Origin of the sequence: Ensifer adhaerens, assembly GCF_013283195.1 — a bacterium.
In the GTDB taxonomy this organism is placed as follows: Bacteria; Pseudomonadota; Alphaproteobacteria; order Rhizobiales; family Rhizobiaceae; genus Ensifer; species Ensifer adhaerens_G.
This window is the reverse complement of record NZ_JABEKT010000002.1, coordinates 62,611-82,441: the sequence shown is the minus strand read 5'-3', so window position 1 is coordinate 82,441 and position 19,831 is coordinate 62,611. Positions and strand designations below refer to the sequence as shown.

At 63.3% G+C, this 19,831-nt stretch carries 20 protein-coding genes; 3 read left to right on the top strand and 17 right to left on the bottom strand.

All coding sequences use genetic code 11. The features are described from left to right. Nucleotides 1-76 precede the first annotated feature (76 nt). Entirely contained in the window at nt 77-1,090 is a 1,014-nt protein-coding gene (locus tag LPJGGPFB_RS16960; protein WP_173421142.1) for a 1-aminocyclopropane-1-carboxylate deaminase, read from the bottom strand. Between the two features lie 159 nt (nt 1,091-1,249). Between LPJGGPFB_RS16960 and LPJGGPFB_RS16955 the strand changes: the two genes are divergently transcribed. Further along, nucleotides 1,250-1,714: an Lrp/AsnC family transcriptional regulator gene (locus tag LPJGGPFB_RS16955; RefSeq protein ID WP_173421141.1), complete on the top strand. Its 465-nt coding sequence runs from the start codon at nt 1,250-1,252 to the stop codon at nt 1,712-1,714. Nucleotides 1,715-1,728: 14 nt separating this feature from the next. Here LPJGGPFB_RS16955 and LPJGGPFB_RS16950 read toward each other — a convergent pair whose 3' ends face one another. The 9 genes from LPJGGPFB_RS16950 to LPJGGPFB_RS16910 form a co-directional block, all read right to left on the bottom strand. Continuing rightward, nucleotides 1,729-1,944, bottom strand: a complete 216-nt coding sequence (locus tag LPJGGPFB_RS16950) for a hypothetical protein (RefSeq protein WP_173422200.1) — start codon at nt 1,942-1,944, stop codon at nt 1,729-1,731. Between the two features lie 76 nt (nt 1,945-2,020). Further along, entirely contained in the window at nt 2,021-2,707 is a 687-nt protein-coding gene (locus LPJGGPFB_RS16945) for a Crp/Fnr family transcriptional regulator (RefSeq protein WP_173421140.1), read from the bottom strand. Between the two features lie 100 nt (nt 2,708-2,807). Then, entirely contained in the window at nt 2,808-3,182 is a 375-nt protein-coding gene (locus tag LPJGGPFB_RS16940) for a hypothetical protein (protein ID WP_173421139.1), read from the bottom strand. Nucleotides 3,183-3,331: 149 nt separating this feature from the next. Then, nucleotides 3,332-4,837 (bottom strand): tripartite tricarboxylate transporter permease, encoded by a 1,506-nt coding sequence (locus tag LPJGGPFB_RS16935; protein ID WP_173421138.1) that lies wholly within the window; start codon nt 4,835-4,837, stop codon nt 3,332-3,334. A 10-nt stretch (nt 4,838-4,847) separates the two neighbouring features. Next, nucleotides 4,848-5,309 carry a tripartite tricarboxylate transporter TctB family protein gene (locus LPJGGPFB_RS16930; RefSeq protein ID WP_173421137.1) on the bottom strand — a complete coding sequence of 154 codons (462 nt, stop codon included), beginning with the start codon at nt 5,307-5,309 and terminating at the stop codon, nt 4,848-4,850. 242 nt (nt 5,310-5,551) lie between these two features. Continuing rightward, complete coding sequence (locus LPJGGPFB_RS16925) at nt 5,552-6,529, bottom strand: tripartite tricarboxylate transporter substrate-binding protein (protein WP_173421136.1); 978 nt, start codon at nt 6,527-6,529, stop codon at nt 5,552-5,554. A gap of 249 nt (nt 6,530-6,778) precedes the next feature. Next, nucleotides 6,779-7,570, bottom strand: coding sequence for a pseudouridine synthase (locus tag LPJGGPFB_RS16920; protein WP_427858274.1), 792 nt, complete (start codon nt 7,568-7,570; stop codon nt 6,779-6,781). 61 nt (nt 7,571-7,631) lie between these two features. Next, a complete protein-coding gene (locus LPJGGPFB_RS16915) occupies nt 7,632-9,194 on the bottom strand; it encodes a D-aminopeptidase (RefSeq protein ID WP_173421135.1) in 1,563 nt (520 codons plus the stop codon). Between the two features lie 108 nt (nt 9,195-9,302). Next, nucleotides 9,303-11,021: an ABC transporter ATP-binding protein gene (locus LPJGGPFB_RS16910; protein WP_173421134.1), complete on the bottom strand. Its 1,719-nt coding sequence runs from the start codon at nt 11,019-11,021 to the stop codon at nt 9,303-9,305. 235 nt (nt 11,022-11,256) lie between these two features. Here LPJGGPFB_RS16910 and LPJGGPFB_RS16905 point away from each other — a divergent pair, with 235 nt between their 5' ends. Continuing rightward, nucleotides 11,257-11,556: a DUF6074 family protein gene (locus LPJGGPFB_RS16905; protein WP_173421133.1), complete on the top strand. Its 300-nt coding sequence runs from the start codon at nt 11,257-11,259 to the stop codon at nt 11,554-11,556. A 45-nt stretch (nt 11,557-11,601) separates the two neighbouring features. Here LPJGGPFB_RS16905 and LPJGGPFB_RS16900 read toward each other — a convergent pair whose 3' ends face one another. Then, entirely contained in the window at nt 11,602-12,342 is a 741-nt protein-coding gene (locus tag LPJGGPFB_RS16900; protein ID WP_412728431.1) for an SDR family oxidoreductase, read from the bottom strand. 116 nt (nt 12,343-12,458) lie between these two features. Between LPJGGPFB_RS16900 and LPJGGPFB_RS16895 the strand changes: the two genes are divergently transcribed. Then, nucleotides 12,459-13,352 carry a LysR family transcriptional regulator gene (locus LPJGGPFB_RS16895; RefSeq protein WP_173421131.1) on the top strand — a complete coding sequence of 298 codons (894 nt, stop codon included), beginning with the start codon at nt 12,459-12,461 and terminating at the stop codon, nt 13,350-13,352. 9 nt (nt 13,353-13,361) lie between these two features. On the opposite strand, the gene LPJGGPFB_RS16890 is transcribed toward LPJGGPFB_RS16895, so the two are convergent. The 6 genes from LPJGGPFB_RS16890 to LPJGGPFB_RS16865 all read right to left on the bottom strand — a co-directional run bounded on the left by LPJGGPFB_RS16890 (nt 13,362) and on the right by LPJGGPFB_RS16865 (nt 19,738). After that, a complete protein-coding gene (locus LPJGGPFB_RS16890; protein WP_173421130.1) occupies nt 13,362-14,582 on the bottom strand; it encodes an adenylate/guanylate cyclase domain-containing protein in 1,221 nt (406 codons plus the stop codon). A gap of 129 nt (nt 14,583-14,711) precedes the next feature. Further along, nucleotides 14,712-15,614, bottom strand: coding sequence for an AraC family transcriptional regulator (locus LPJGGPFB_RS16885; protein ID WP_234902916.1), 903 nt, complete (start codon nt 15,612-15,614; stop codon nt 14,712-14,714). A 112-nt stretch (nt 15,615-15,726) separates the two neighbouring features. After that, complete coding sequence (locus tag LPJGGPFB_RS16880; RefSeq protein WP_427858273.1) at nt 15,727-16,080, bottom strand: Atu4866 domain-containing protein; 354 nt, start codon at nt 16,078-16,080, stop codon at nt 15,727-15,729. A gap of 25 nt (nt 16,081-16,105) precedes the next feature. Then, nucleotides 16,106-16,840, bottom strand: coding sequence for an SDR family oxidoreductase (locus LPJGGPFB_RS16875; protein ID WP_173421129.1), 735 nt, complete (start codon nt 16,838-16,840; stop codon nt 16,106-16,108). Between the two features lie 166 nt (nt 16,841-17,006). Next, complete coding sequence (locus tag LPJGGPFB_RS16870) at nt 17,007-19,067, bottom strand: 2Fe-2S iron-sulfur cluster-binding protein (RefSeq protein WP_173421128.1); 2,061 nt, start codon at nt 19,065-19,067, stop codon at nt 17,007-17,009. A gap of 59 nt (nt 19,068-19,126) precedes the next feature. Beyond that, nucleotides 19,127-19,738, bottom strand: a complete 612-nt coding sequence (locus LPJGGPFB_RS16865) for a glutathione S-transferase family protein (protein ID WP_173421127.1) — start codon at nt 19,736-19,738, stop codon at nt 19,127-19,129. Between the last annotated feature and the right edge of the window lie 93 nt (nt 19,739-19,831).

Below are 19,831 nucleotides of genomic sequence, written 5' to 3'. Positions count from 1 at the left end.
CGCTGCTCCGAGAGCAGGGGTTGCCACGGCCGGTCATCCGGCCGTGGCTCGTCGACAGGTTCAATGGCCGGAAACGTCAGCCATTGCGGAAGGTGTAGCCATAGCCGTTGAGTGCCGGGGCGCCGCCGAGATGGGCGTAGAGTACCTTTGATCCCTCGGGGAAGTAACCCTTTCGCACCAGATCGATCATGCCCTGCATCGACTTGCCTTCGTAGACGGGGTCGGTGATCATGCCTTCGAGGCGGGCGCAAAGGCGGATGGCCGCCTTGGTCTCGTCGGAGGGGACGCCATAGACGGGATAGGCATAATCCTCGATCAGCACCACGTCCTCTTCTGTCAGATCGGTGCCGAGTTCGACGAGGTCGGCGGTTTTGCGCGCGATGTCGAGCACCTGCGCCTTCGTTTGCGCCGGCGTGAAGGAAGCGTCGATGCCGATGACCCGCCGCTGGCGGCCGTCCCTGGCAAAGCCGACCAGCATGCCGGCATGGGTCGAGCCGGTAACCGTGCACACGACGATATAGTCGAACTTGAATCCGAGTTCTTCTTCCTGCGCCCGCACCTCCTCGGCAAAGCCGACATAGCCGAGCCCGCCATACTTGTGCACGGAGGCGCCGGCAGGGATGGCATAGGGCTTGCCGCCACGCGCCTCGACGTCCTCGATCGCAGCCTCCCAGCTTTGGCGAATGCCGATGTCGAAGCCTTCGTCGACCATCTGCACGTCTGCGCCCATGATGCGGCTGAGCATGATGTTGCCGACGCGGTCGTAGACGGCGTCCTCGTGGGGTACCCAGCTCTCCTGCACCAGCCGGCACTTGAAGCCGATTTTGGCTGCAACGGCGGCGACCATGCGGGTGTGGTTGGATTGCACGCCGCCGATGGACACCAGCGTATCGGCGCCGGAGCGAAGCGCGTCGGGAATGATGTATTCCAGCTTGCGCAGCTTGTTGCCGCCATAGGCAAGGCCCGAATTGCAATCGTCCCGCTTGGCGTAGATCTCGACCTTGCCGCCCAGATGGCCAGAGAGCCGGTCGAGCTTCTCGATATGCGTCGGCCCGAAGGTCAGCGGGTAGCGTTCGAATTTTTCCAGCATGGCGTTCCCTTCCTTTTGTGTTGAAAGCTAGGAAACGCTACCACTGCTCAAGTGAAAGGTGCTCTCTAATGCGCCGTTCAAATTTCGCAGTTCTCCGAACTGGCTGCGCTTGATAATACGTTACTTCCGGCTTTGGCATGAAATAAGGAAGATTCTTCCATGCAGGGTGAACTCGATCGTATCGATCTTAAGATGCTGCGCCTCTTGCAGAAGAATGGCCGGCTGACCAATGCCGAACTGGCACAGATGGTCGATGTCAGCGCCGCGACCTGCCACCGCCGGACGCAGAGGCTGTTCGAGGAAGGCTACATCACAAACGTCCGCGCACTGGTGGCGCCGCAGAAGGTCGATCGCGGCGCGCTGGTCATGGTCGGCGTGGTGCTCGACCGGTCGACGCCCGAGAGTTTTCGCGATTTCGAAAAGGCGGTCGAAAAGCTGAAGTTCATCCTCGACTGCCACCTCGTCGCCGGTGACTTCGACTACTTCCTGAAAATCCGCGTCGGCGACATGGCCGACTTCAACCGCATCCACGGAACGCAGTTGATCGCGCTGCCGGGTGTCCGCCAGACGAGGACGTTTTTCGTCATGAAGGAAGTCGTCGACAACGCCGCCCTCGACTTCTGAGCGACCCGTGCCGGCTAGCCCGTGGTAATCAGGATCAGGAGAACGAAAACCACCAGCACCATAGCGAGCGCGGGAATGATGATGGCGGGGTAACCGAAGGTCACGATCGCCAGTAGCCACATCAGCACGCAGTTGACGAGAAACAGCACCTTGGCTGTGCCGGAGCCCCGCACCGCTTCCTTGAGCATCCAGCCGAACACCGGCACGTGATAGACCATTTTCGCAATCATTGTTTTCAAGCCTTTCTTCTGGGCGGGTCCTGAGCCCACCATGATCTGTTGGGTTGGCTGGCCTTGTGCGGAGAGATCAGTCCCTGCGCGCAAGGCCAGCCAGTGCCCGCAATTGCTGTTCGTCGAGGATGCGCACCGTCTTCGGGTGGTTGAAGTCGATCAGGCCGTCGCGCTTGAAGCGGTTGAGACAGCGGCTGACGGTCTCGACCGTCAGGCCCAGCCAATCGGCGAGATCGGCGCGCGAGAGATAGAGGTTGAAGCTGAACAGGTTCCGGCTGGCGGCGCGGCCGCGCCAGGCGAATTGATCGGCAAGATCGATGAGCCCCGTTGCAACCTTTTCCGTCGCGGTCTTGCGGCCGAGCAGGGTTGCGTGGGCCTGCATCCGGTGCAGCGTCGCCTTCAGTTCGGCAGCGACATCGGGCCCGTGGTCGCCGTCTTCGACCTGACCGCCGGCGAGCGTCTCTATCCGCGCGAAGGTCAGTGTTTCGGCGGTGGCGATGTTGCGGCCGTCATGGGTGAAGCCGAACAGGCGACCGGGGCCAAGCACGTCGGTGATCTGCCGGCGTCCGTCGTCGAGCAGTTGCGACAGCGCGACACAGCCGTCGACGACCCGGTAAAGATGGCGGTTTCGCCCGCCCTGGAAGAGCAGGGTCGCATGCTCGCCGACAAGGCGCTGCCGGTTGGGCGAGGGTTTGGCCGTCGCGAAGGCGGCGGAAGGTGGGGGCGGAAGCGTTGTCTCCGCAAAAGTTATGGTATCGGGCATTGGTGGGCGATCCGTATTGCGATCTCGTCGGGATCGTCGCTATGCGACGCGCCGCAGATCAGGCATCAGCGTTCCGTCACGATCGGCCGTGACGAGGGGCTCAGGCGTGAGATCCTGACGCTGGCGGCCCGCGCGGGCTCGCATTGGGTGGACGCTGCGATCGGGCGGATGCCACCGGATGTGCCGGTGGCAGGACCTTTCCGGTCTTGCGAACGATCGTGTCCGTGGCGTTGGCCGGTGCGGGCAGGAGGGCCCAGAAGATGCGACAGGCGCCGCAGAAGTGGCTGTGGGAGATTTGTTTGCCGCTGCCGTCGTCGCCGGATCCGGGCAGGCAGAGGTCGGGCAGGGACCCGTCGGGGAGCACGAACTGCGCCCGCTCCGCGGGCGACAAAGCCGCGGCGGCTGCGGGCGCCTGGTGCGCGAAGCCGAGAAGCAGCACGGCCAATGCGCAAAACATGCGCATGGCCTGCTGCATTCTGATCCTCGTGCGAGGCTTCATTGCTGTCTGCCTATCCCTATGCCGATCTGTCGGCTCAGGGATAGGCTACGTTATTGACAAAGCTCAATGTGGCAAACTGCGCAGGGGCAGAATGCCGCATCCCCCCATCCCCCATCCCTCCTGGATCAATCTTCCTCGACGAAGACCTGCTCGCGCTTGGCCTTGACGCTCGGCAGGAACACCACCACCAGCACCATGGCGGCGATGAACAGCAGGATGGCGCTGATGGGCCGCGTGACGAAGGTGGTCGGGTCGCCGCGCGACAGGATCATCGCCCGCCGCAAGTTTTCTTCGAGCAGCGGACCGAGCACGAAGCCGAGCAGAAGCGGGGCGGGTTCGCACCGCAGCTTCAACAGCAGGTAGCCGACGAGGCCGAAGAAGGCGACGGCATAGAGGTCGTAGACGTTGGAGTTGACGCTGTAGACGCCGATCGAGCAGAACGCCATGATGATCGGGAAGAGCACGTAGTACGGGATCTTCAACAGCCGCACCCACAGCCCGATCAGCGGCAGGTTCAAGACCACCAGCATCAGGTTGCCGATCCACATCGAGGCGATGATGCCCCAGAAGAGGGCCGGTTGCTCGGACGCGACATTCGGGCCGGGCACGATGCCCTGGATGATCATCGCGCCAATCATCAGCGCCATCACGGGGTTTGCCGGAATGCCGAGGGTCAACAGCGGGATGAACGAAGTCTGGGCGCCGGCATTGTTGGCGCTTTCCGGACCGGCGACGCCGGCAATGGCGCCGTGGCCGAATTCCTCAGGCTTGTCGGAGACGCGCTTTTCGACGGTATAGGAGGCGAAGGCCGCAAGGATGGCGCCGCCGCCGGGCAGAATGCCGAGCGCCGAGCCGATCGCCGTGCCGCGCAGGACCGGGCCGACCATGCGCTTGAAGTCGTCGCGCGTCGGCATCAGGTCGGTGACCTTGGCCATCAGCACGTCGCGGGTGCGCTCATTCTCGAGGTTGCGCAGGATTTCGGCGATGCCGAAGACGCCGACCGCAAGCGCGACGAAGTTCAGGCCGTCCGAATACTCCCGGATGCCCAGCGTAAAGCGCGGCGTGCCGGTGTAGATGTCGGTGCCGACGAGGCCGAGCAGGAGGCCGAGCGCCACCATCGCCAGCGCCTTGACGATCGATCCGTGCGCCAGCGCGATCGAGGATACGAGGCCGACGATCATCAGCGAGAAATATTCGGCCGCGCCGAACTTCAGTGCGATCTCGGTGAGCGGCGGCGCGAAGACGGCGACGAGGAAGGTCGAGACCGTGCCGGCGAAGAACGAGCCGAGTGCGGCGATGGCGAGTGCTGCACCGGCGCGGCCCTTGCGGGCCATCTGGTAGCCGTCGATCGCGGTCACGGCAGACGAGGATTCGCCCGGCATGTTGATGAGGATGGCCGTGGTCGAGCCGCCATACTGCGCGCCATAATAGATGCCGGCGAGCATGATCAGCGAGGACACCGGCTCCAGCTGAAAGGTGATAGGCAGCAGCATGGCGATGGTCGCCGTGGCGCCGATGCCGGGAAGCACACCGATCAGCGTGCCGAGCAGGACGCCGATCAGGCAGAAGAGCAGATTTTCCGGCGAGGCGGCGGTGGTGAAGCCGAGGGCGAGATTGCTGAAGAGTTCCATCATCCGTCTCCTAGAACTGGGTCCAGGGGCCGAAGCGCTGGAAGGGCAAGCCGAGGCCGTAACTGAAGACCGCGACGGAAAAGGCCGTGAGCGCCAGCGAAAGCGCGATGGCGGTCAAAGGCTTCATCCGGCCGGACGCAAAGCAGGCGATCAGAGCCGTGAAGAACAGCGAGGGGACGAAACCGAGGCCACGCACCGTCAGGCCGAAAAAGACCGGCGCCGGCAGGATGAACAACATCCCACGCACCGCGATCGGCCCGATCGGCTCGCCCTCGACCCGGGTCGACTGAACGAGGATCACGATACCGAGAAGCGTCAGGATGACGGCCAGAACCAGCGGGAAGTAACCAGGCCCCATGCGGAATGCGGTGCCGAGTTCGAGGTTGAAGGCCTGCCAGGCGAAGAACATCCCGACGGCTGTCAGGATACCGCCGCAGAGCGCATTGGTGGTGTCGAAGGAGATTGATTTCATCGTGTCCCCATTTGGTTTTTTTGGCTATGCGTGGGCAGGAAAGGCCCAAACGCAAGCTCGGACTGCCAGTTGCCGGCGGTGTGGTGCGATGGCTATGGTCGGGCAACACCTCTTGGGTATCGCGGAAGCCAATTTCCGGCACGATTGCGTATCCACATCACGTGGCTCCGCTGCATAAGGCGGTAAACCCGCCACGATCCTTGTCCCTCAAGGCGCCGGATCGTGGCGGGTATGACTTCGAATTAGTCGGCGTACTGGCCGGCGGCTTCGATCACCGGCTTCCAGCGGGTGATTTCAGCTTCAAGCTTCGCCTTCAGCGCTGCCGAGGTTGCGTCGGCATCGCTCGACGGTATCGTGCCGAGCTCGCCGAAGCGGGCGACAACGTTCGGGTCTTTCAGTGCCACCTGCAGAGACTTCGAGAGGCGCTCGTTGACGTCGGCCGGCGTGCCCTTCGGCGTATAGACGCCGTGCCAGATGCCGACCTGCAGGCCGGAAAGGCCGCCTTCCGTCGTCGTCGGCAGGTCCGGGAAGACCTTGAGACGCTCGGGCGAGGTCACGGCATAGGCCTTGATGGTGCCGCCCTGGATCTGCTTGGTGGTGTTGGTGGTCTGGTCGCACATGATGTCGACCTGGCCGCCGAGCAGATCGGTCATCGCCGGGCCGGTGCCCTTGTAGGGAACGGTCGTCAGCGGTGTTTCGATGGCGCTCATGAACATCATGCCGCAAAGGTGCGACGCGGCGCCGATGCCGGCATTGGCAACTGTGACTGTGTCCTTGTTGGCCTTGGCGTATTCGACGAGGCCCTTGAGGTCCGTCGGCTCAAGATCCTTGCGAGCCACGATCGTCATCGGCACTTCGGTGACGAGACCGACATATTCGAAGGCGTTGAGCGTGTCGTAGGCGAGCTTGCGGTAGAGCGTGGCGCTGGTCGCCATGCCGATGTGGTGGAGCAGAACGGTATAGCCATCCGGATCAGCCTGGGCGACACGACCGGCGCCGAGCGTGCCGCCGGCACCGCCGACGTTCTCGACGATGATCTGTTGGCCGAGATCCTTCGACATGGATTCGGCGACGAGCCGTGCGACGGTATCCGTCGGGCCGCCGGCCGAGAACGGAACGACCATGGTGATCGAGCGGTCGGGATAGGTCTGCGCATTGGCGGAAGCGGCAGAAAGCGACAGGGCGGCAACGGCGCCAAGAAGCGCATTCAGGGTTTTCATCTTTTCCTCCCGGATGAATTATCGACCAGCCGGCAAGGCTCCTCCCATGCCGATTCTGGTTGATCCATTTGCAGACGCAATCCGAGCGTAGACAACGGCCTTGCTGTGCGCCTTCGCGCATTTCCGCCGCCGGTTGTCCGAGTTTGGGTAGAATCTGAAACAACAGGCTCGTTCAGTGGGTGGATTTCCACCCATCATGGGTCGAACCGCCCGACGGGGTGTTGCGGCATCGCGTCCGACTTCGGGCCGCTATTCTTGTCCCGTCCGATGCCGTAAATACTGGACTTCGTCCGACGTCAGCGGACGGCTGGCGCCCTTGGCAAGTGCCCCAAGCACGATCTCGCCGATCGAGACGCGCACGAGCCGCAAGACCTCGAAGCCGAGGACATCGAGCATGCGGCGGATCTGACGGTTGCGACCTTCCTTGAGCTCGACCTCGATCCAGCTGTTCTTTTCGCCGCCTCGCAAGTGCTCGGCGCGCGCGGCACGCAAGTGTTCGCCACTCTCTTCGACGCCATCGACCATCGCCCTGAGTTTGGCATCGCCGATCTCGCCTGAAACCTGCACGTGGTAGACCTTGCCGAGATGGGTTTCCGGGTCGAGCAGGCGCTGGGCGAGAACCGTGTCGTTGGTGAAGAGGAGCAGCCCCTCGCTCGCTTTGTCCAGCCGCCCGACCGGGGAGAGGAACTGCGCGTCGCTGTCCCCAAGGCAATCAAAGACAGTCGGCCGGCCCTCCGGGTCGTGACGGGTTGTCACCAGCCCGCGCGGCTTGTTGAGCATCAGGTAGATCTTGTCTTCCGCCAGAACCGGCTTGCTGTCGACGGTGATGCGATCCTTGTCGATATCGACCCATTGCGAAAGATCGGTCGTCTTGCGCCCACCGATGCTGACGCGCCCCTCGAGCACCAGCTTTTCCGCCTGCGTCCGCGAGCAGTAGCCGAGCTTGGAAAGCGCGCGGGCAACCGTCACGCGTTTGCCGACATCGCCGGCCATGCGGCCGGTGCCTTCACCTCGTCCTGCAATCGGCCGCTTCTGCCTCACTTCGGGTCGTCTCCGTCCATCTCTGTTGTCGGCGCGTCTCGTCACACCCAGGACCTGTCGTTCAGCCGACCTTGATATAGCCGATCTGCCGGGCAAGCCAGCATCCGATCGTCAGACCGGACACGGCGCCCTCACCATCGCGATGGATTCTGACGGTCCAGTCCCCTGGCGCCGGCGCATCCATCGAACGCTTGCAGCTGACAAGCCACATATCGTCCGCAACCGGCTGCATCGCATGCATCGCGCCCTTGCCGAGCAAGCCCTCGAAGCCGGCAAAGAAGACGCCGTTGGTCGACACGATTTCGATATCGGCGTCGAGTTCGGCGGAGTGGTAGCGCCCGGCGATGTCGGGCTTTGCCTTGCCGGCGACCCTCTGGGCCGTCGTTACGAGGTTCTCGCGCCCGCGCCCCATCTGCAGGCCGGTGTCGTTTGCCGAAAGCGAGACCGCGCCGGAGCGGGCGGTACCATCCGTTCCGATCTGCAGAACGTCGCCCGCGGTCGCAAAACGCAGTTCAAGCCGCCCGGTCGCGAGGGGCCGGGTCGACAGCGCAAGACCGGTCTCCGGCTCAAGGAAGGTTCCGAACTGCCGGCTTTCCCAGGCGCCGACCTCCGTCTCGGCATCGCGGTGGCCGAGCGCGATCTTCATCAGGGCGGTGGCTGCGGCGTGGGCGTCGGCCTCGTGGTTGAACATCACGACGATCGATAGGCGTTCGCTGGCCGCATGCAGCCGGCGGCAGCGAAAGCCGCGCAAGGCGCCGCCATGGCCGGTGATCGCGACGTCACCGATCGTCTCGTGGGCAAGGCCGAAGCCATAGGTCGCGGCCCCTCCATCCGCATAGGTCTGTGTTGCGGAAAGCCGGCGGTAAAGGCCGTCGTCATCGTCGCGCGTGCGGTCGATGAAGCACTCCCAGGCCAGCATGTCGTCGAGCGTTGCCGAAATGCCGGCATCGCCCGCCCAATAGATCCGGTTTGCGGCCTCGAAATATCCCGTGGCCTCGTTGCCTTCGTAACCGATCACGCCGTTCGGCGACACGCTGGTGTCGGGGGTGAGGGCGGCCATCGTCATGCCGGCCGGACCGAAAGCGGAGCGATCGTAGAGTTCGGACAGCGACCGGCCCGTATAGTCCTCGATGAGGTCGGCGAGGATCCGGTAGTTTCCGTTCGAATAGGAATAGCGCGTGCCCGGCTCGAAATGGGTCGAACGGGCGCGCGACAGCAGCGGCCGGGCGTCCTCGCGACGAAAGACGCCATCGGCTACGGCGCCCTGCAGTACGGTCAGAGCCCAGTAGTCACGCAGGCCCGACTGGTTGTGGCAGAGTTGCGCAACGGTGGGGCGCTTGCCTTCGATCAGCGGCAGGTAGGCGTCAAGTGCGCCATCGAGCCTGGCGGGATCGCCCACCGTGTCGAGCAGCACCGCGCAGGTGAAGTGTTTGCTGATGGAACAGATCGGCAGCAGCGTGTCGGGTGACATCGGCTTGCGCGCGGCGAGATCGGCATAGCCCCAGACGTGCTTCATGATGACCTGGCCATCCTTGACCACGCCGACGACGCCGCCCGGCCCCCGGTACTGCTGTGGCAAGGCGTGGACGGCTCGTTCGAGGGCGGGAAGATCCAGGGTCGTCATGGTGTGCAATGCCAGTCGGTCGGGAGGGAAATCTGCCGCCCGGACGGGCGGATCGGTTTCGTACCTACCGCTCCGTCAACGCAGTTGCAACCGCGCTCCCACGTCTCCTCAGCGCAATCCGGCCTGTGCGTGATACAGCCGGCTATAGGTGCCCTTGGCGGCGAGCAGAGTGTCGTGCGGGCCCTGCTCGCTGATGCCGTTCGTATCGACGACGATAATGCGGTCGGCATCGCGGATCGTCGCCAGGCGATGAGCGATGACCAGGGTGGTGCGACCCTTGGAAAGCTCGGCCAGCGATTGCTGGATCGCCGTTTCGGTTTCCGTGTCGAGCGCCGAAGTGGCTTCGTCGAGGATCAGGATCGAGGGGTTCTTCAGGAACATCCGCGCGATCGCCAAACGCTGCTTCTGACCGCCGGAAAGCTTGACGCCGCGCTCTCCGATAACCGTGTCCATGCCGTCGGGCAGTGCGGCGATCATGGCGTCGAGCTTTGCCCGGCGGGCGGCATCGAGGATATCCGCTTCGTTTGCGCCGAGGCGTCCATAGGCAATGTTGTCGCGGATCGTGCCGGCGAACAGGAAGACGTCCTGCTGCACGATGCCGATCTGTCCGCGAAGCGAGGCGAGCTTGATGTCGCGGATGTCGATCCCGTCGACGGTGATGCTGCCTTCGGCGACTTCGTAAAAGCGTGGCAGCAGCGAGCAGATCGTCGTCTTGCCGGCGCCCGACGGGCCGACGAAGGCCACGGTCTCGCCGGCCTTGATCGTCAGGTCGATGTTGGCAATGGTCGGCTTGTCGGCGCTGTAGCCGAAGGAGACGTTGCGATAGGTGATGTCGCCGCGCAGGCCCTTGACGTCGACCGCGTCAGGGCGATCCTCGATATCGGGCTCGGTTTCCATCAGTTCGATGAAGCGCCGGAAGCCGGCGATGCCCTTCGGATAGGTCTCGATGACGGAGTTGATCTTCTCGACCGGACGGAAGAACACGCCGACGAGAAGCAGGAAGCCGATGAAGCCGCCATTGGTCAATTGTCCCGTCAGCACGAAATAGCTGCCGGTGATCATGACGATCAATTGCGTCAGCCGCATGCTCATGTAGCTGAGCGACGTGCTGGCGGCCATGATGCGATAGGCCTCGAGCTTCGTCTGGCGGTAATTCTGGTTGTCGGTCTCGAACAGGCTGCGTTCGTGTTCTTCGTTGGCAAAGGCCTGGACCACGCGGATGCCGCCGACATTTTCCTCGATGCGGGCGTTGAAGTCGCCGACACGGCCGTAGAGGTTGCGGAAATTGTTGGCCATGCGGCCGCCATAGCGGCTGGTGACCCAGGCGGTGATCGGCACGACGGCCGCCGTGATCAACGCCAGTTGCCAGTGCACCGTCATCATCAACAGCAGCGCGCCGATGAAGGTCATGATCGCGATGAACAGGTCCTCGGGACCGTGGTGGGCAACTTCGCCGATCTCTTCAAGGTCCTTCGTCAGCCGGCCGACGAGATGGCCGGTCTTCTGATTGTCGAAGAAGCTGAAGGAGAGCTTCTGCAAATGGTCGAACGCCAGGCGGCGCATGTCGGTCTCGATGTTGATGCCGAGCATGTGTCCCCAATAGGTGACCGTCGCCATCAGGCCGGTATTGACGAGATAGACGACGAGAAGGCCGACGGAGGCCAGCAGGATCAGCGTCCATTCCTGGCTGGGCAGCAGCTGGTCGACGAACAGCTTGACCGCGACCGGGAAACCGAGCTCCAAGAGGCCGGACAGCACCGCGCAGGTGAAATCGAGAATGAAGAGGCCGCGATAGGGCCGGTAGAACGCGAAGAAGCGCTTCAACATGACAACCGCACTCACATGGGCAGCCGCTCGGGAACGGCCTTAAAATCTGAGCTCAAATGTCATGTTTTTAGCCGGAAGCCAACAGATATGCGACGGAAAAGCGAAGAGACGCCGTCACAAATGACACCAACCCGAGCGTGTGATCCCCCGATGAGACGGAACGCGGGGCGAGAGGAAGAAAACGTTAACCATAAGCTTCGTAGAAGAGGGAATCACCAGGGGAGAAATTGAAGCAATGGCAGGCGATAGATCAGATGAAGCAGCGGTGTTTGGCGGACGCGAGGTCGTTCCGTTTCCGATGGCGAGAAGACTGAGCACCATTCGCATCTGCGCTGCCGACCTCGAAGATCTCCATGGTGACGACGCCGTAAAATATTGGCGGCGCGAATGCCGGAAGCTTGCCGACGAATTGCTTGCGCTCGGTTGCTCCGAAGAAGACATGCGTGAGCAGGTCATGGCATTTCAGGCTGAGGTGCAGGCCGAACTCTGGCAGCGCCACCAGTCGCGGGCTTCCACCGGCGCGGTCAGCCAGTAAAGCGACAGTCCGCACCCCACATCATTGGTCGGTGGGTCGAACGTATCAGGCAAGGCCGCCATTGGCGCGCAGGATCTGGCCGTTGACCCAGCCGGCGGCAGGCCCCACCAGGAACGCCACGACACTGGCGATATCCCCCGGCTGGCCAAGCCGCTCCAGCGGCGGCATCTTGGCAAATTGTGCGACAAGATCCTCACTTTTGCCCGACAGGAACAGGTCCGTCGCAACAGGGCCCGGCGCCACGGCGTTGACGGTGATATCGCGTCCACGAAGCTCCTTGGCAAAGACGTGCGTCAGTGCTTCGACGGCCGCCTTGGTGGCGTTGTAGACGGCATAGCCCGGCAGGTTGAGGGCAAGCGTCGTCGAGGAGAAGTTGACGATCCGGCCGCCGCTGCGCATGCGCCTTGCCGCTTCGCGAAGCGTGTTGAAGGTGCCCTTGGTGTTGATGGCGAAGTGGCGATCGAACTCGTCATCGCTGGTTTCGGCAAGCGCCGCAGTCTTCAGGATCCCTGCATTGTTGATGAGTACGTCGATGCCGCCGAAGGCGGCCTCGGTTGCGTCGAACATGCGCTTGACCGCTTCGGGATCGGCGACATCGGCCTTGGCGGTCAAGGCGCGGCCGCCGTTTGCTTCGATCCTGCAGGCCAGGTTTTCGGCGGAAGCTGCGTCGCCGGCATAGTTGATGACGACCGTGAAGCCGTCAGCGGCCAGGCGTTCGGCAATCGCCGCGCCGATACCGCGCGAGGCGCCGGTCACGATGGCAACCCTGTCTGTTTGGTCCTGCATCATGCTTCTCCTTGGTCGCGAAGCGGATTTGCTTCGTTGATGAGGAGAAGATGACGTCTTCCTCGCCCCGGATAATCATGCATAATCTGGCAACATAATCCGGAGATGCCGAACAAATGGACAGGTTCGACGCCATGCGCGTGTTTTCACGTGTCGTCGAGAGGCGCAGTTTCACGCAGGCCGCTGATGATCTCGGCCTGCCTCGCTCGACGGTGACGGATGCGGTCAAGCAACTGGAAGCGCGACTGGGCGTTCGCCTGCTGCAGCGAACGACACGACATGTCAGCCCGACATTGGATGGCGCTGCCTACCATCAGCGCTGTCTCTCCATTCTCGCTGATATCGAGGATGCGGAAGGGGCCTTTGCCGGTGCCAAACCCAAGGGCCTGCTGCGCATCGACGTGCACGGCACGCTCGCGCGACACTTCGTGTTGCCGAGCTTGCCCGCCTTTCTTGCGGCCTACCCGGAGATCGAGCTTTACATGAGCGAGGGCGACCGGCTGGTCGATCTTGTGCGGGAGGGCATCGACTGCGTGCTGCGGGTCGGCGAGCCGCAGGACAGCGACATGATCGGGCGACGCATGACGATGCTGGACGAGATTACCTGCGCGGCACCCGGCTATATTGCTCTCCACGGCAAGCCCGAAAGGTTCGATGCCCTGGAAGGGCACCACATGGTCGGTTTCCGTTCGTCGACTTCAGGCGCTCCGATACCGCTCGAGTTCAAGGTTGGGGACAAGGTCGAACACGTCGCGCTGCCGGTGACGGTCGCAGTCAATGCCGCCGAAAGCTTCGTTGCCGCCGCTCGGCTGGGGCTCGGGCTCATTCAGGTGCCGCGATACCATGTCGAGCGTGACCTGCATGAGGGCAGGTTGGTCGAGGTGCTTGAAAGCTGCCGCCCGACGCCGACACCGGTTTTCCTGCTCTATCCGCGCAACCGCCAGCTTTCGCCGCGCGTGCGCGTCTTCCTCGACTGGCTGGCCGGTGTTTTTGCCAAGGGCGGCGTTTGATCCGGGGCATCAGTCCGTCAACAGTTCCGGATCCCAGGTGAACAGTTCCTTGGCGCGGGCAATCCCGCGCAGCGCGAAACGCCCGAGCGAGACAGCGTCCGCCTGCAGCTGCTGCGGGCAGGCCTCGACGAAATCCGCCGACATGATCACCTGCCGCTCGATCGAGCGGCACATCGAGGCGATGCGGCTGACTTCGTTGACGGCGGGGCCGACGACGGTGAAATCGAGTCGGTTTTGGCTGCCGATATTGCCGTAGAATACCTCGCCGATGTGCAGGCCGAGATAGACATCGGTTGTCGGCTTTCCCTCCTCTTCCCGGCGGGCGTTCAACGCCACCAGCATGCGCCGCAATTGCCGCTCGGCGGCGATGGCATTGGTGCAGGCGGTGGTCGGCTCTTCCGCACTGAAGATGGCAAGCACGCCATCGCCGATCAATTTCAGGACACTGCCGCCGTGATCGTGGATGGCCGAAATGACCATGCCCGAATAGTCGTTGAGGAACGGGATGATGTCCTCCGGCGCGGCCGTGTCGGAAATCCGGGTGTAGTTGCGAAGGTCGGAAAACCACATGACGGTTTCGATGCGTTCGGCCTCGCCGCGCACGATGCTGCCTTCGACCACGCGCCTGCCCGCGTCGGCGCCGAGATAGACGTCGGCAAGCGTGCCGATAATGCGGACGCAGGACGTGGTCTTCACGGCAAGCGCCAGGGTCGGCAGCAGAATGCGAAGGGCCGCGATCTCCTCGTCGGTAAAACCGGTTTGCCGGCGCGTGGTCCAATAGGAATAGAAACAGTCCATTTCGCCGACGCGACCCCGGTCGGTGAAATGGTGGATCATGTTGAGGCAATCGGTATGTCCCTCTTCCTTCAGGCGGTCGAGTACCTGGTAGGGGACCGAAGGCTCGTGGGCGAGCCGCACGCGCCGCTCCGGTTCGCGTGCCGTCAGCATGTGGTAGAAGATCGAGCGATGCCAGTTCGCCTGCGCTTCTCCTCCCGTGGTCGCGGAGTATTGCACGACCTCCGGCGTCACATCGCTTTCGCTGTTCCATTGGAACGCGCGGCCCTCGAATTCTGGGTGCAGCGTATCGATCAGGCCCTGCGCGCGCGCAAGGTCGATGCCTGCAGCGCGACATTTCTCACAGAAGCCTGCAAGCATTTCAGGCTCTTCCAGGCCCTTCAGTCCCTCTTCGGACAGCCATAGAACGATGTCGCGGATCTGTTCGTTGTTCATTGCGGGTCTCGCTCTTGAGCTGCCGGTGGTTTGCGCTGGCGCCAGCCGGGCACATTATCAATAGCCGAGTCCGGCATGAGGACAAGCAACCCTTCAGACCTCGCCAAGGTTCCGATGCGTTCCCGCACTTCAGGCCTCCAGCAGGTAGGAAGGCGCTGCCCGCAGCCGCGCAATGTCGCGCAGCGGTGGCGCACCGAAAAGGCGGGCATATTCGCGCGAGAATTGCGACGGGCTGTCATAGCCGACATGGTGGCCTGCGGTCGCCGCATCGATGGATTGACCGAGGATCAGCCGGCGGGCTTCCTGCAGCCGAAGCTGCTTTTGGTATTGCAGTGGGCTCATCGCCGTCACAGCCTTGAAGTGCTGGTGAAAGGATGACAGGCCCATATTGGCTCTTGCCGCCAGATCTTCGATGCGCAGCGGCTTGCGGAAGTCGCGTTTGATGAGGTCGATCGCGCGGTTGACCTGGGTCAGCTTGCTTTCGGCGCGGGCGATCTGGCGCAGGCGATGGCCCTGTTCGCCAACAAGCAGCCGGTAAAGGATCTCGCGTTCCGCCAGCGGCGCCAGCACGGCTATTTCATCCGGCCGGTCGAGCAGGCGCAGCAGCCGGACGATGGCGTCAAGCAGTTCGGGCGTCGCATCGCTGAGAAACAGGCCGGGTTCCGGGGCGCCGACATCGGACGGCGAGGACCCCATCTCGATCACCAGTGCGCTCAACATGGCCGGATCCAGATCGAGGCGCAGGCAAAGATAAGGCTTTTCCGCCGATGCGTCGATGACCTGACCGATGACCGGCAGGTCGACCGAAACGGTGAGATACCGGTTGGGATCGTAGGTTTGCACCGTATCACCCAGCATCACCTGCTTGGACCCCTGCGCAATGAAACAGACGGCGGGCTTATGCAACGTGTGGATCGGTTCGGTCGGGTTCGACGACCGGATCAGGATGAGGTGCGGTATCTTTGTCGACAGCACGCCGTCGATGCCGCTGTTGCGTTCCATCAGTTGCTGGAATTCTTCGAGATCGCCCAAGGCCGTTTTCCTTCGCGGGGGAATGGCGCCCCGAAAAGGTTGGTCTTTTCCGAGCGCAAGTTCAACGGGATATCGAGGGAGCGGCAGATGTCGTCGGCCGCCGCTCCCTCTGTCACTCGTCTTTCCGGCGCAGGGTCATGCCGCCGTGGTGGAGCACGCCGTCGACAAAATTGCCGTCGGCGGTAAAGCCGGTATCGTCGACATAGTCGATATGATCGCCGGTCACCCAATAACGTCCCCGATAGGCGCTCTGCCGCTTGCCGCGCGCTTCGTCATAACGGCCACCCGTCAGGAGGTGGTGGCGGACATGCCCGTCTTCGGTCTCCCACATGCCGACATAGGGGTGCGGCGCCTGCTGCATGATTTTCTCCCGTGCCGATGGCGGATCTGGCGAGATGGCGGAAAGGACAAGGCCGAACGTCGTCCAGGCTCCCGCTGCCATTGCTGTTGGAAAAGTGAGGTTCATCTGCGTGCGCTCCGCTTGAACCGGATCAGTGCGGGCTTGCCGTCGGGCGAACGATGATCTCGCTGACATCGACATCGTCAGGCTGCTCGATGGCATAGGCGATGGCCCGAGCGATGGCGGTGGCCGGGATGGCAATGCGCCGAAAGTCGCGCATTGCGCTGCGGGCGCTTTCGTCGGAGATGCTGTCCGCCAGTTCCGATTCGGTGACGCCCGGCGAGACGACGCTGACGCGGATGCGATCTGTCTCCTGTCGAAGGCCATCGGAGATCGCCCGGACGGCAAACTTGGTCGCGCAATAGACGGCTGCGGTCGGCGACACCGCATGACCGCCGATCGACGAGAGGTTGACGATCTGTCCGCGGCCTTGCTCGTTCATGAGGGGCAGACTGGCAGCGATGCCGTTCAGTACACCGCGGATGTTGACATCGATCATCCGGTTCCACTCGTCGACCTTGAGGGCGGACAGCGGCGACAGCGGCATGACGCCGGCATTGTTGACGATGACGTCGAGCCGGCCGAATTCTGAAACCGCATGGGCGACGAAGGCCTGCATGTCGCTAAGGTCGGTAACGTCGAGCGCCTGGAAGCTGGCGGTGCCGCCGGCCGCGCGGATTTCGCCGGCAAGGGTCGCCAGACGGTCGGTGCGGCGGGCCCCGAGGACGACGTGGGCACCTGCTGCAGCCAGATGGCGCGCAGTCGCTTCGCCGATGCCACTGCTGGCACCGGCGATGGCGACGACTTTTCCTTGAACGTTGGACATGGCTGGTTCCTTTCTAGATGGGCCGAGAACCTCCCCGGCTCTGAAAGTCACCTTGCTCTATCCGCTCCATCGAGCGGTAGAACAGCACTCCGGCATCCTTGCACGATTCTCCGAAAGGTTTGTGACGACGCTGCGCGGCGAGCGGCAGAGCCATGGTGCAGCTGAGTTAGACGGCCAATTGAAGGGCTTGCCCGTCATTTTCCGCCGGCACGGCGCAGCAGATCAAAGCCTCCCCCTGCCTGACCTCGAACGAGGGCTGCTGGGGATAGGCGACTTCGCCCTTGAGGACGCGGGTACTGCAACTGCCGCAGCTGCCGTTGCGGCAGCCATATTCGGGCGAAAGGCCGCGCGCCTCGGCCAGGTCGAGCAACGTGCCTTCGCCCGGCTGCCAGCGTGCTTCCTTGGCCGAGGTGGCAAAGATGACGCGCACAGGCGTACTCGACGGTGGCATTGCCGATGTCGGCACTCCGGGATCAGCGCTGCGCGTCAGCGAGGACAGGCCGAAGGTCTCCGCGTGGATACGGGCGTCGGCGACGTTGAGCCCACGCAACCCGTCATAGAGCGATTGCATAAAAGCCCGCGGGCCACAGAGGTAGAAGTCGTAATCGTCGAACGGCAGGACGGATTGCAGCAACGGCATATCAATGCGTCCGGCGGCGTCGTAGTCCTCGCCCTTGCGTGCGCCATCCGCCTGGCTGAGCACACGGGTCAGGTGGATCTTGCCCTGGCCGGCATCGACGAGGGAGGCAATCTCCTCACCGAATGCGCGTTCGTCCAGACTGCGGGCCGATTGGAACAGCCACGTCGGACGGATCCTCCGCTTGCGCAAGCCCTCATAGAGGACGTCGTGCAACATCGCGATGACAGGTGTGATGCCGACACCGGCGGCAAGCAGCACCGCCGGACGGCGCTCCGTAGCGTCGATGACGAAGCTGCCGGCCGGCGCCCGCGCTTCGACAATGTCGCCCGGTCCGAGATCGTGCAGGAAGGACGAAACCGCGCCTTGGCGCTTGATGCTGAGGCGATAGGCCCCGTCCGAAGGGGCGGCTGAGAGCGTGTAGCTTCGAACCACGGATTTGCCGTCCATTTGCAGCCGGATCGACAGATGCTGGCCGGCGCGGAACGGCGCCAGACCGGCATCATCAGCCGGTTCGAGGTAGAGCGAGCGGATGGTGGTGCTCTCCGATTGTGTCTGCACGATCCGAAACGGGCGCCATTCCCCGGCGCGGGCAGCGGCGCGCTGCCGATCCTCCGTCTGTTGCCAATCGCCGGTCATCAGCGAATTGGGCGACTGACCAGCCTCGCGATCAGACCAGCGAAGTGGCAAACCATCCGGACGGTAGACCACTTGCCGTGGTCGAAAGCGCCAGAGGCGTTCCGCGCCCTGGAATGCGTCGATTTCCGACGAGGCGAGGACGACTTCCGCCTCGCCGGTCATTTGCAGCATGTCTCCGGTGGCAAAATCGACAAAAAGCAGCCCTGCCTTGGGGTTGAGCATGAAATTGCCGAGCGTGTTGAAAAACAGGTTGCCGGCGAAATCGGGGATCGTCAGCACGCCATCCTCGCCGATACGTACGAAACCGGCCTTGCCGCCGCGATGGGAAACATCGACCTGCCGCTCACCGTTGTCGCGGTCGACATAGGAGGCGACGAAAAACGTGTCGGCGTTAGCGATGATTTCTTTCGTGCGCGCATCGAGACCGCCGAGGTGAACGGCGCGCGTCCGCGGTGGAGCGGCTGGTTCACGCACGAACGAGAAATCCCGCAGCTGGATATATTGCGGACAGTTGCCGAAGCTCTGGCCGACGGAGACGGCAAAGCGATCGTCCGCCGGCCGGCGGATGGTGCCGTTCAGCCGGTTGCGGCGCCGGGTTTCAAGCTGAATGCCCAGCAAGGCGATAGCGTCGCCGTCCTCCATGCCATTGTCTGCGGGGTCGTTCCCGTCGCGGGGGAGCTGAAGTTCGAGGGCGTGTGCGTCCGGTGCCTGGATAAAACCCGGTTCGCCCGCCCGCAGGCTTGCCCAGACATCACCGGCGGGATCGACGGCGCCAAGGACGATGAAGGGCAGCATCGGAAAGAACTGCCGGTGCTGTTCGGGCATGAAGGCGCGAACGAAGTTGCGGCCCGGCGCGTCCATGCGTTCGACGACCCCGAGACTGCGTTGAATGGCAAGTTCGCCCTCGTGCCAGGGGGACGCGGCGGCGGTCGGTGCAAGTGTGTCCGGCATCGGCTTTCTCCTTGCTGACGGGAAAGGCCGGGGCGGAGCGTTCCGCACCGGCAGCGCAATCAGGCGGCGAGGCCCGCCGCCGTTTTCTGGAAGCCCACGAAACCGGGCAGGGCCTCGATGCGTCCAAGCCAGGCCTTGACGTTGGCGTAGCCGCTGAGGTCGACGTTGCCTTCGGGCGCACTGGAGACATAGCTGTAGAGCGCGACGTCGGCGATCGTCGGCCGGCTGCCGAGCAGGAAGTCGCGGTCGGTGAGTTCGGCTTCGATCAGTTGCAGGATGCGGTGCGCCCTGGCGATCACTTCCTCCGGCCGAAGACCCGCGCCGAAGACGGTCACGAGCCTTGCAGCGGCCGGGCCATACGCGATTTCGCCGGCGGCGACCGATAGCCATTTCTGCACTTTCGCCGCGCCGGCGGGATCTTCCGGCAGCCAGTCGGAGCGACCGAGCTTCTTGGCGAGATACACGAGGATGGCGTTAGAGTCGCTCACGATCGTGCCGTCATCGTCGAGCACCGGAACCTGTCCGAAGGAATTGAGCTTGAGGAAATCGGGCGCCTTGTGGGCCTTTGCCAGGAGGTCGACGTCGACAAGGTCATGCGGCACACCAAGCAGGGCTAAAAAGAGCTGGGCGCGGTGCGAGTGGCCCGAGAGTGGATGGCGGTAAAGTTTCATCTTTCGTGTCCTCTTGTATCGCGGCCCGCCGACGGATCAGCCGCCGGAAGCACCATGTGCAATCATTCGGCAGCGAAAACCGGTTTTCTCGGA

What these genes read in the sequence shown, in the direction of transcription:
- LPJGGPFB_RS16960 (WP_173421142.1), bottom strand. Translation starts at nt 1,090, where the DNA reads ATGCTGGAAAAATTCGAACGCTACCCGCTGACCTTCGGGCCGACGCAT.
- LPJGGPFB_RS16955 (WP_173421141.1), top strand. Translation starts at nt 1,250, where the DNA reads ATGCAGGGTGAACTCGATCGTATCGATCTTAAGATGCTGCGCCTCTTG.
- LPJGGPFB_RS16950 (WP_173422200.1), bottom strand. Translation starts at nt 1,944, where the DNA reads ATGATTGCGAAAATGGTCTATCACGTGCCGGTGTTCGGCTGGATGCTC.
- LPJGGPFB_RS16945 (WP_173421140.1), bottom strand. Translation starts at nt 2,707, where the DNA reads ATGCCCGATACCATAACTTTTGCGGAGACAACGCTTCCGCCCCCACCT.
- LPJGGPFB_RS16940 (WP_173421139.1), bottom strand. Translation starts at nt 3,182, where the DNA reads ATGCAGCAGGCCATGCGCATGTTTTGCGCATTGGCCGTGCTGCTTCTC.
- LPJGGPFB_RS16935 (WP_173421138.1), bottom strand. Translation starts at nt 4,837, where the DNA reads ATGGAACTCTTCAGCAATCTCGCCCTCGGCTTCACCACCGCCGCCTCG.
- LPJGGPFB_RS16930 (WP_173421137.1), bottom strand. Translation starts at nt 5,309, where the DNA reads ATGAAATCAATCTCCTTCGACACCACCAATGCGCTCTGCGGCGGTATC.
- LPJGGPFB_RS16925 (WP_173421136.1), bottom strand. Translation starts at nt 6,529, where the DNA reads ATGAAAACCCTGAATGCGCTTCTTGGCGCCGTTGCCGCCCTGTCGCTT.
- LPJGGPFB_RS16915 (WP_173421135.1), bottom strand. Translation starts at nt 9,194, where the DNA reads ATGACGACCCTGGATCTTCCCGCCCTCGAACGAGCCGTCCACGCCTTG.
- LPJGGPFB_RS16910 (WP_173421134.1), bottom strand. Translation starts at nt 11,021, where the DNA reads ATGTTGAAGCGCTTCTTCGCGTTCTACCGGCCCTATCGCGGCCTCTTC.
- LPJGGPFB_RS16905 (WP_173421133.1), top strand. Translation starts at nt 11,257, where the DNA reads ATGGCAGGCGATAGATCAGATGAAGCAGCGGTGTTTGGCGGACGCGAG.
- LPJGGPFB_RS16900 (WP_412728431.1), bottom strand. Translation starts at nt 12,342, where the DNA reads ATGCAGGACCAAACAGACAGGGTTGCCATCGTGACCGGCGCCTCGCGC.
- LPJGGPFB_RS16895 (WP_173421131.1), top strand. Translation starts at nt 12,459, where the DNA reads ATGGACAGGTTCGACGCCATGCGCGTGTTTTCACGTGTCGTCGAGAGG.
- LPJGGPFB_RS16890 (WP_173421130.1), bottom strand. Translation starts at nt 14,582, where the DNA reads ATGAACAACGAACAGATCCGCGACATCGTTCTATGGCTGTCCGAAGAG.
- LPJGGPFB_RS16880 (WP_427858273.1), bottom strand. Translation starts at nt 16,080, where the DNA reads ATGAACCTCACTTTTCCAACAGCAATGGCAGCGGGAGCCTGGACGACG.
- LPJGGPFB_RS16875 (WP_173421129.1), bottom strand. Translation starts at nt 16,840, where the DNA reads ATGTCCAACGTTCAAGGAAAAGTCGTCGCCATCGCCGGTGCCAGCAGT.
- LPJGGPFB_RS16870 (WP_173421128.1), bottom strand. Translation starts at nt 19,067, where the DNA reads ATGCCGGACACACTTGCACCGACCGCCGCCGCGTCCCCCTGGCACGAG.
- LPJGGPFB_RS16865 (WP_173421127.1), bottom strand. Translation starts at nt 19,738, where the DNA reads ATGAAACTTTACCGCCATCCACTCTCGGGCCACTCGCACCGCGCCCAG.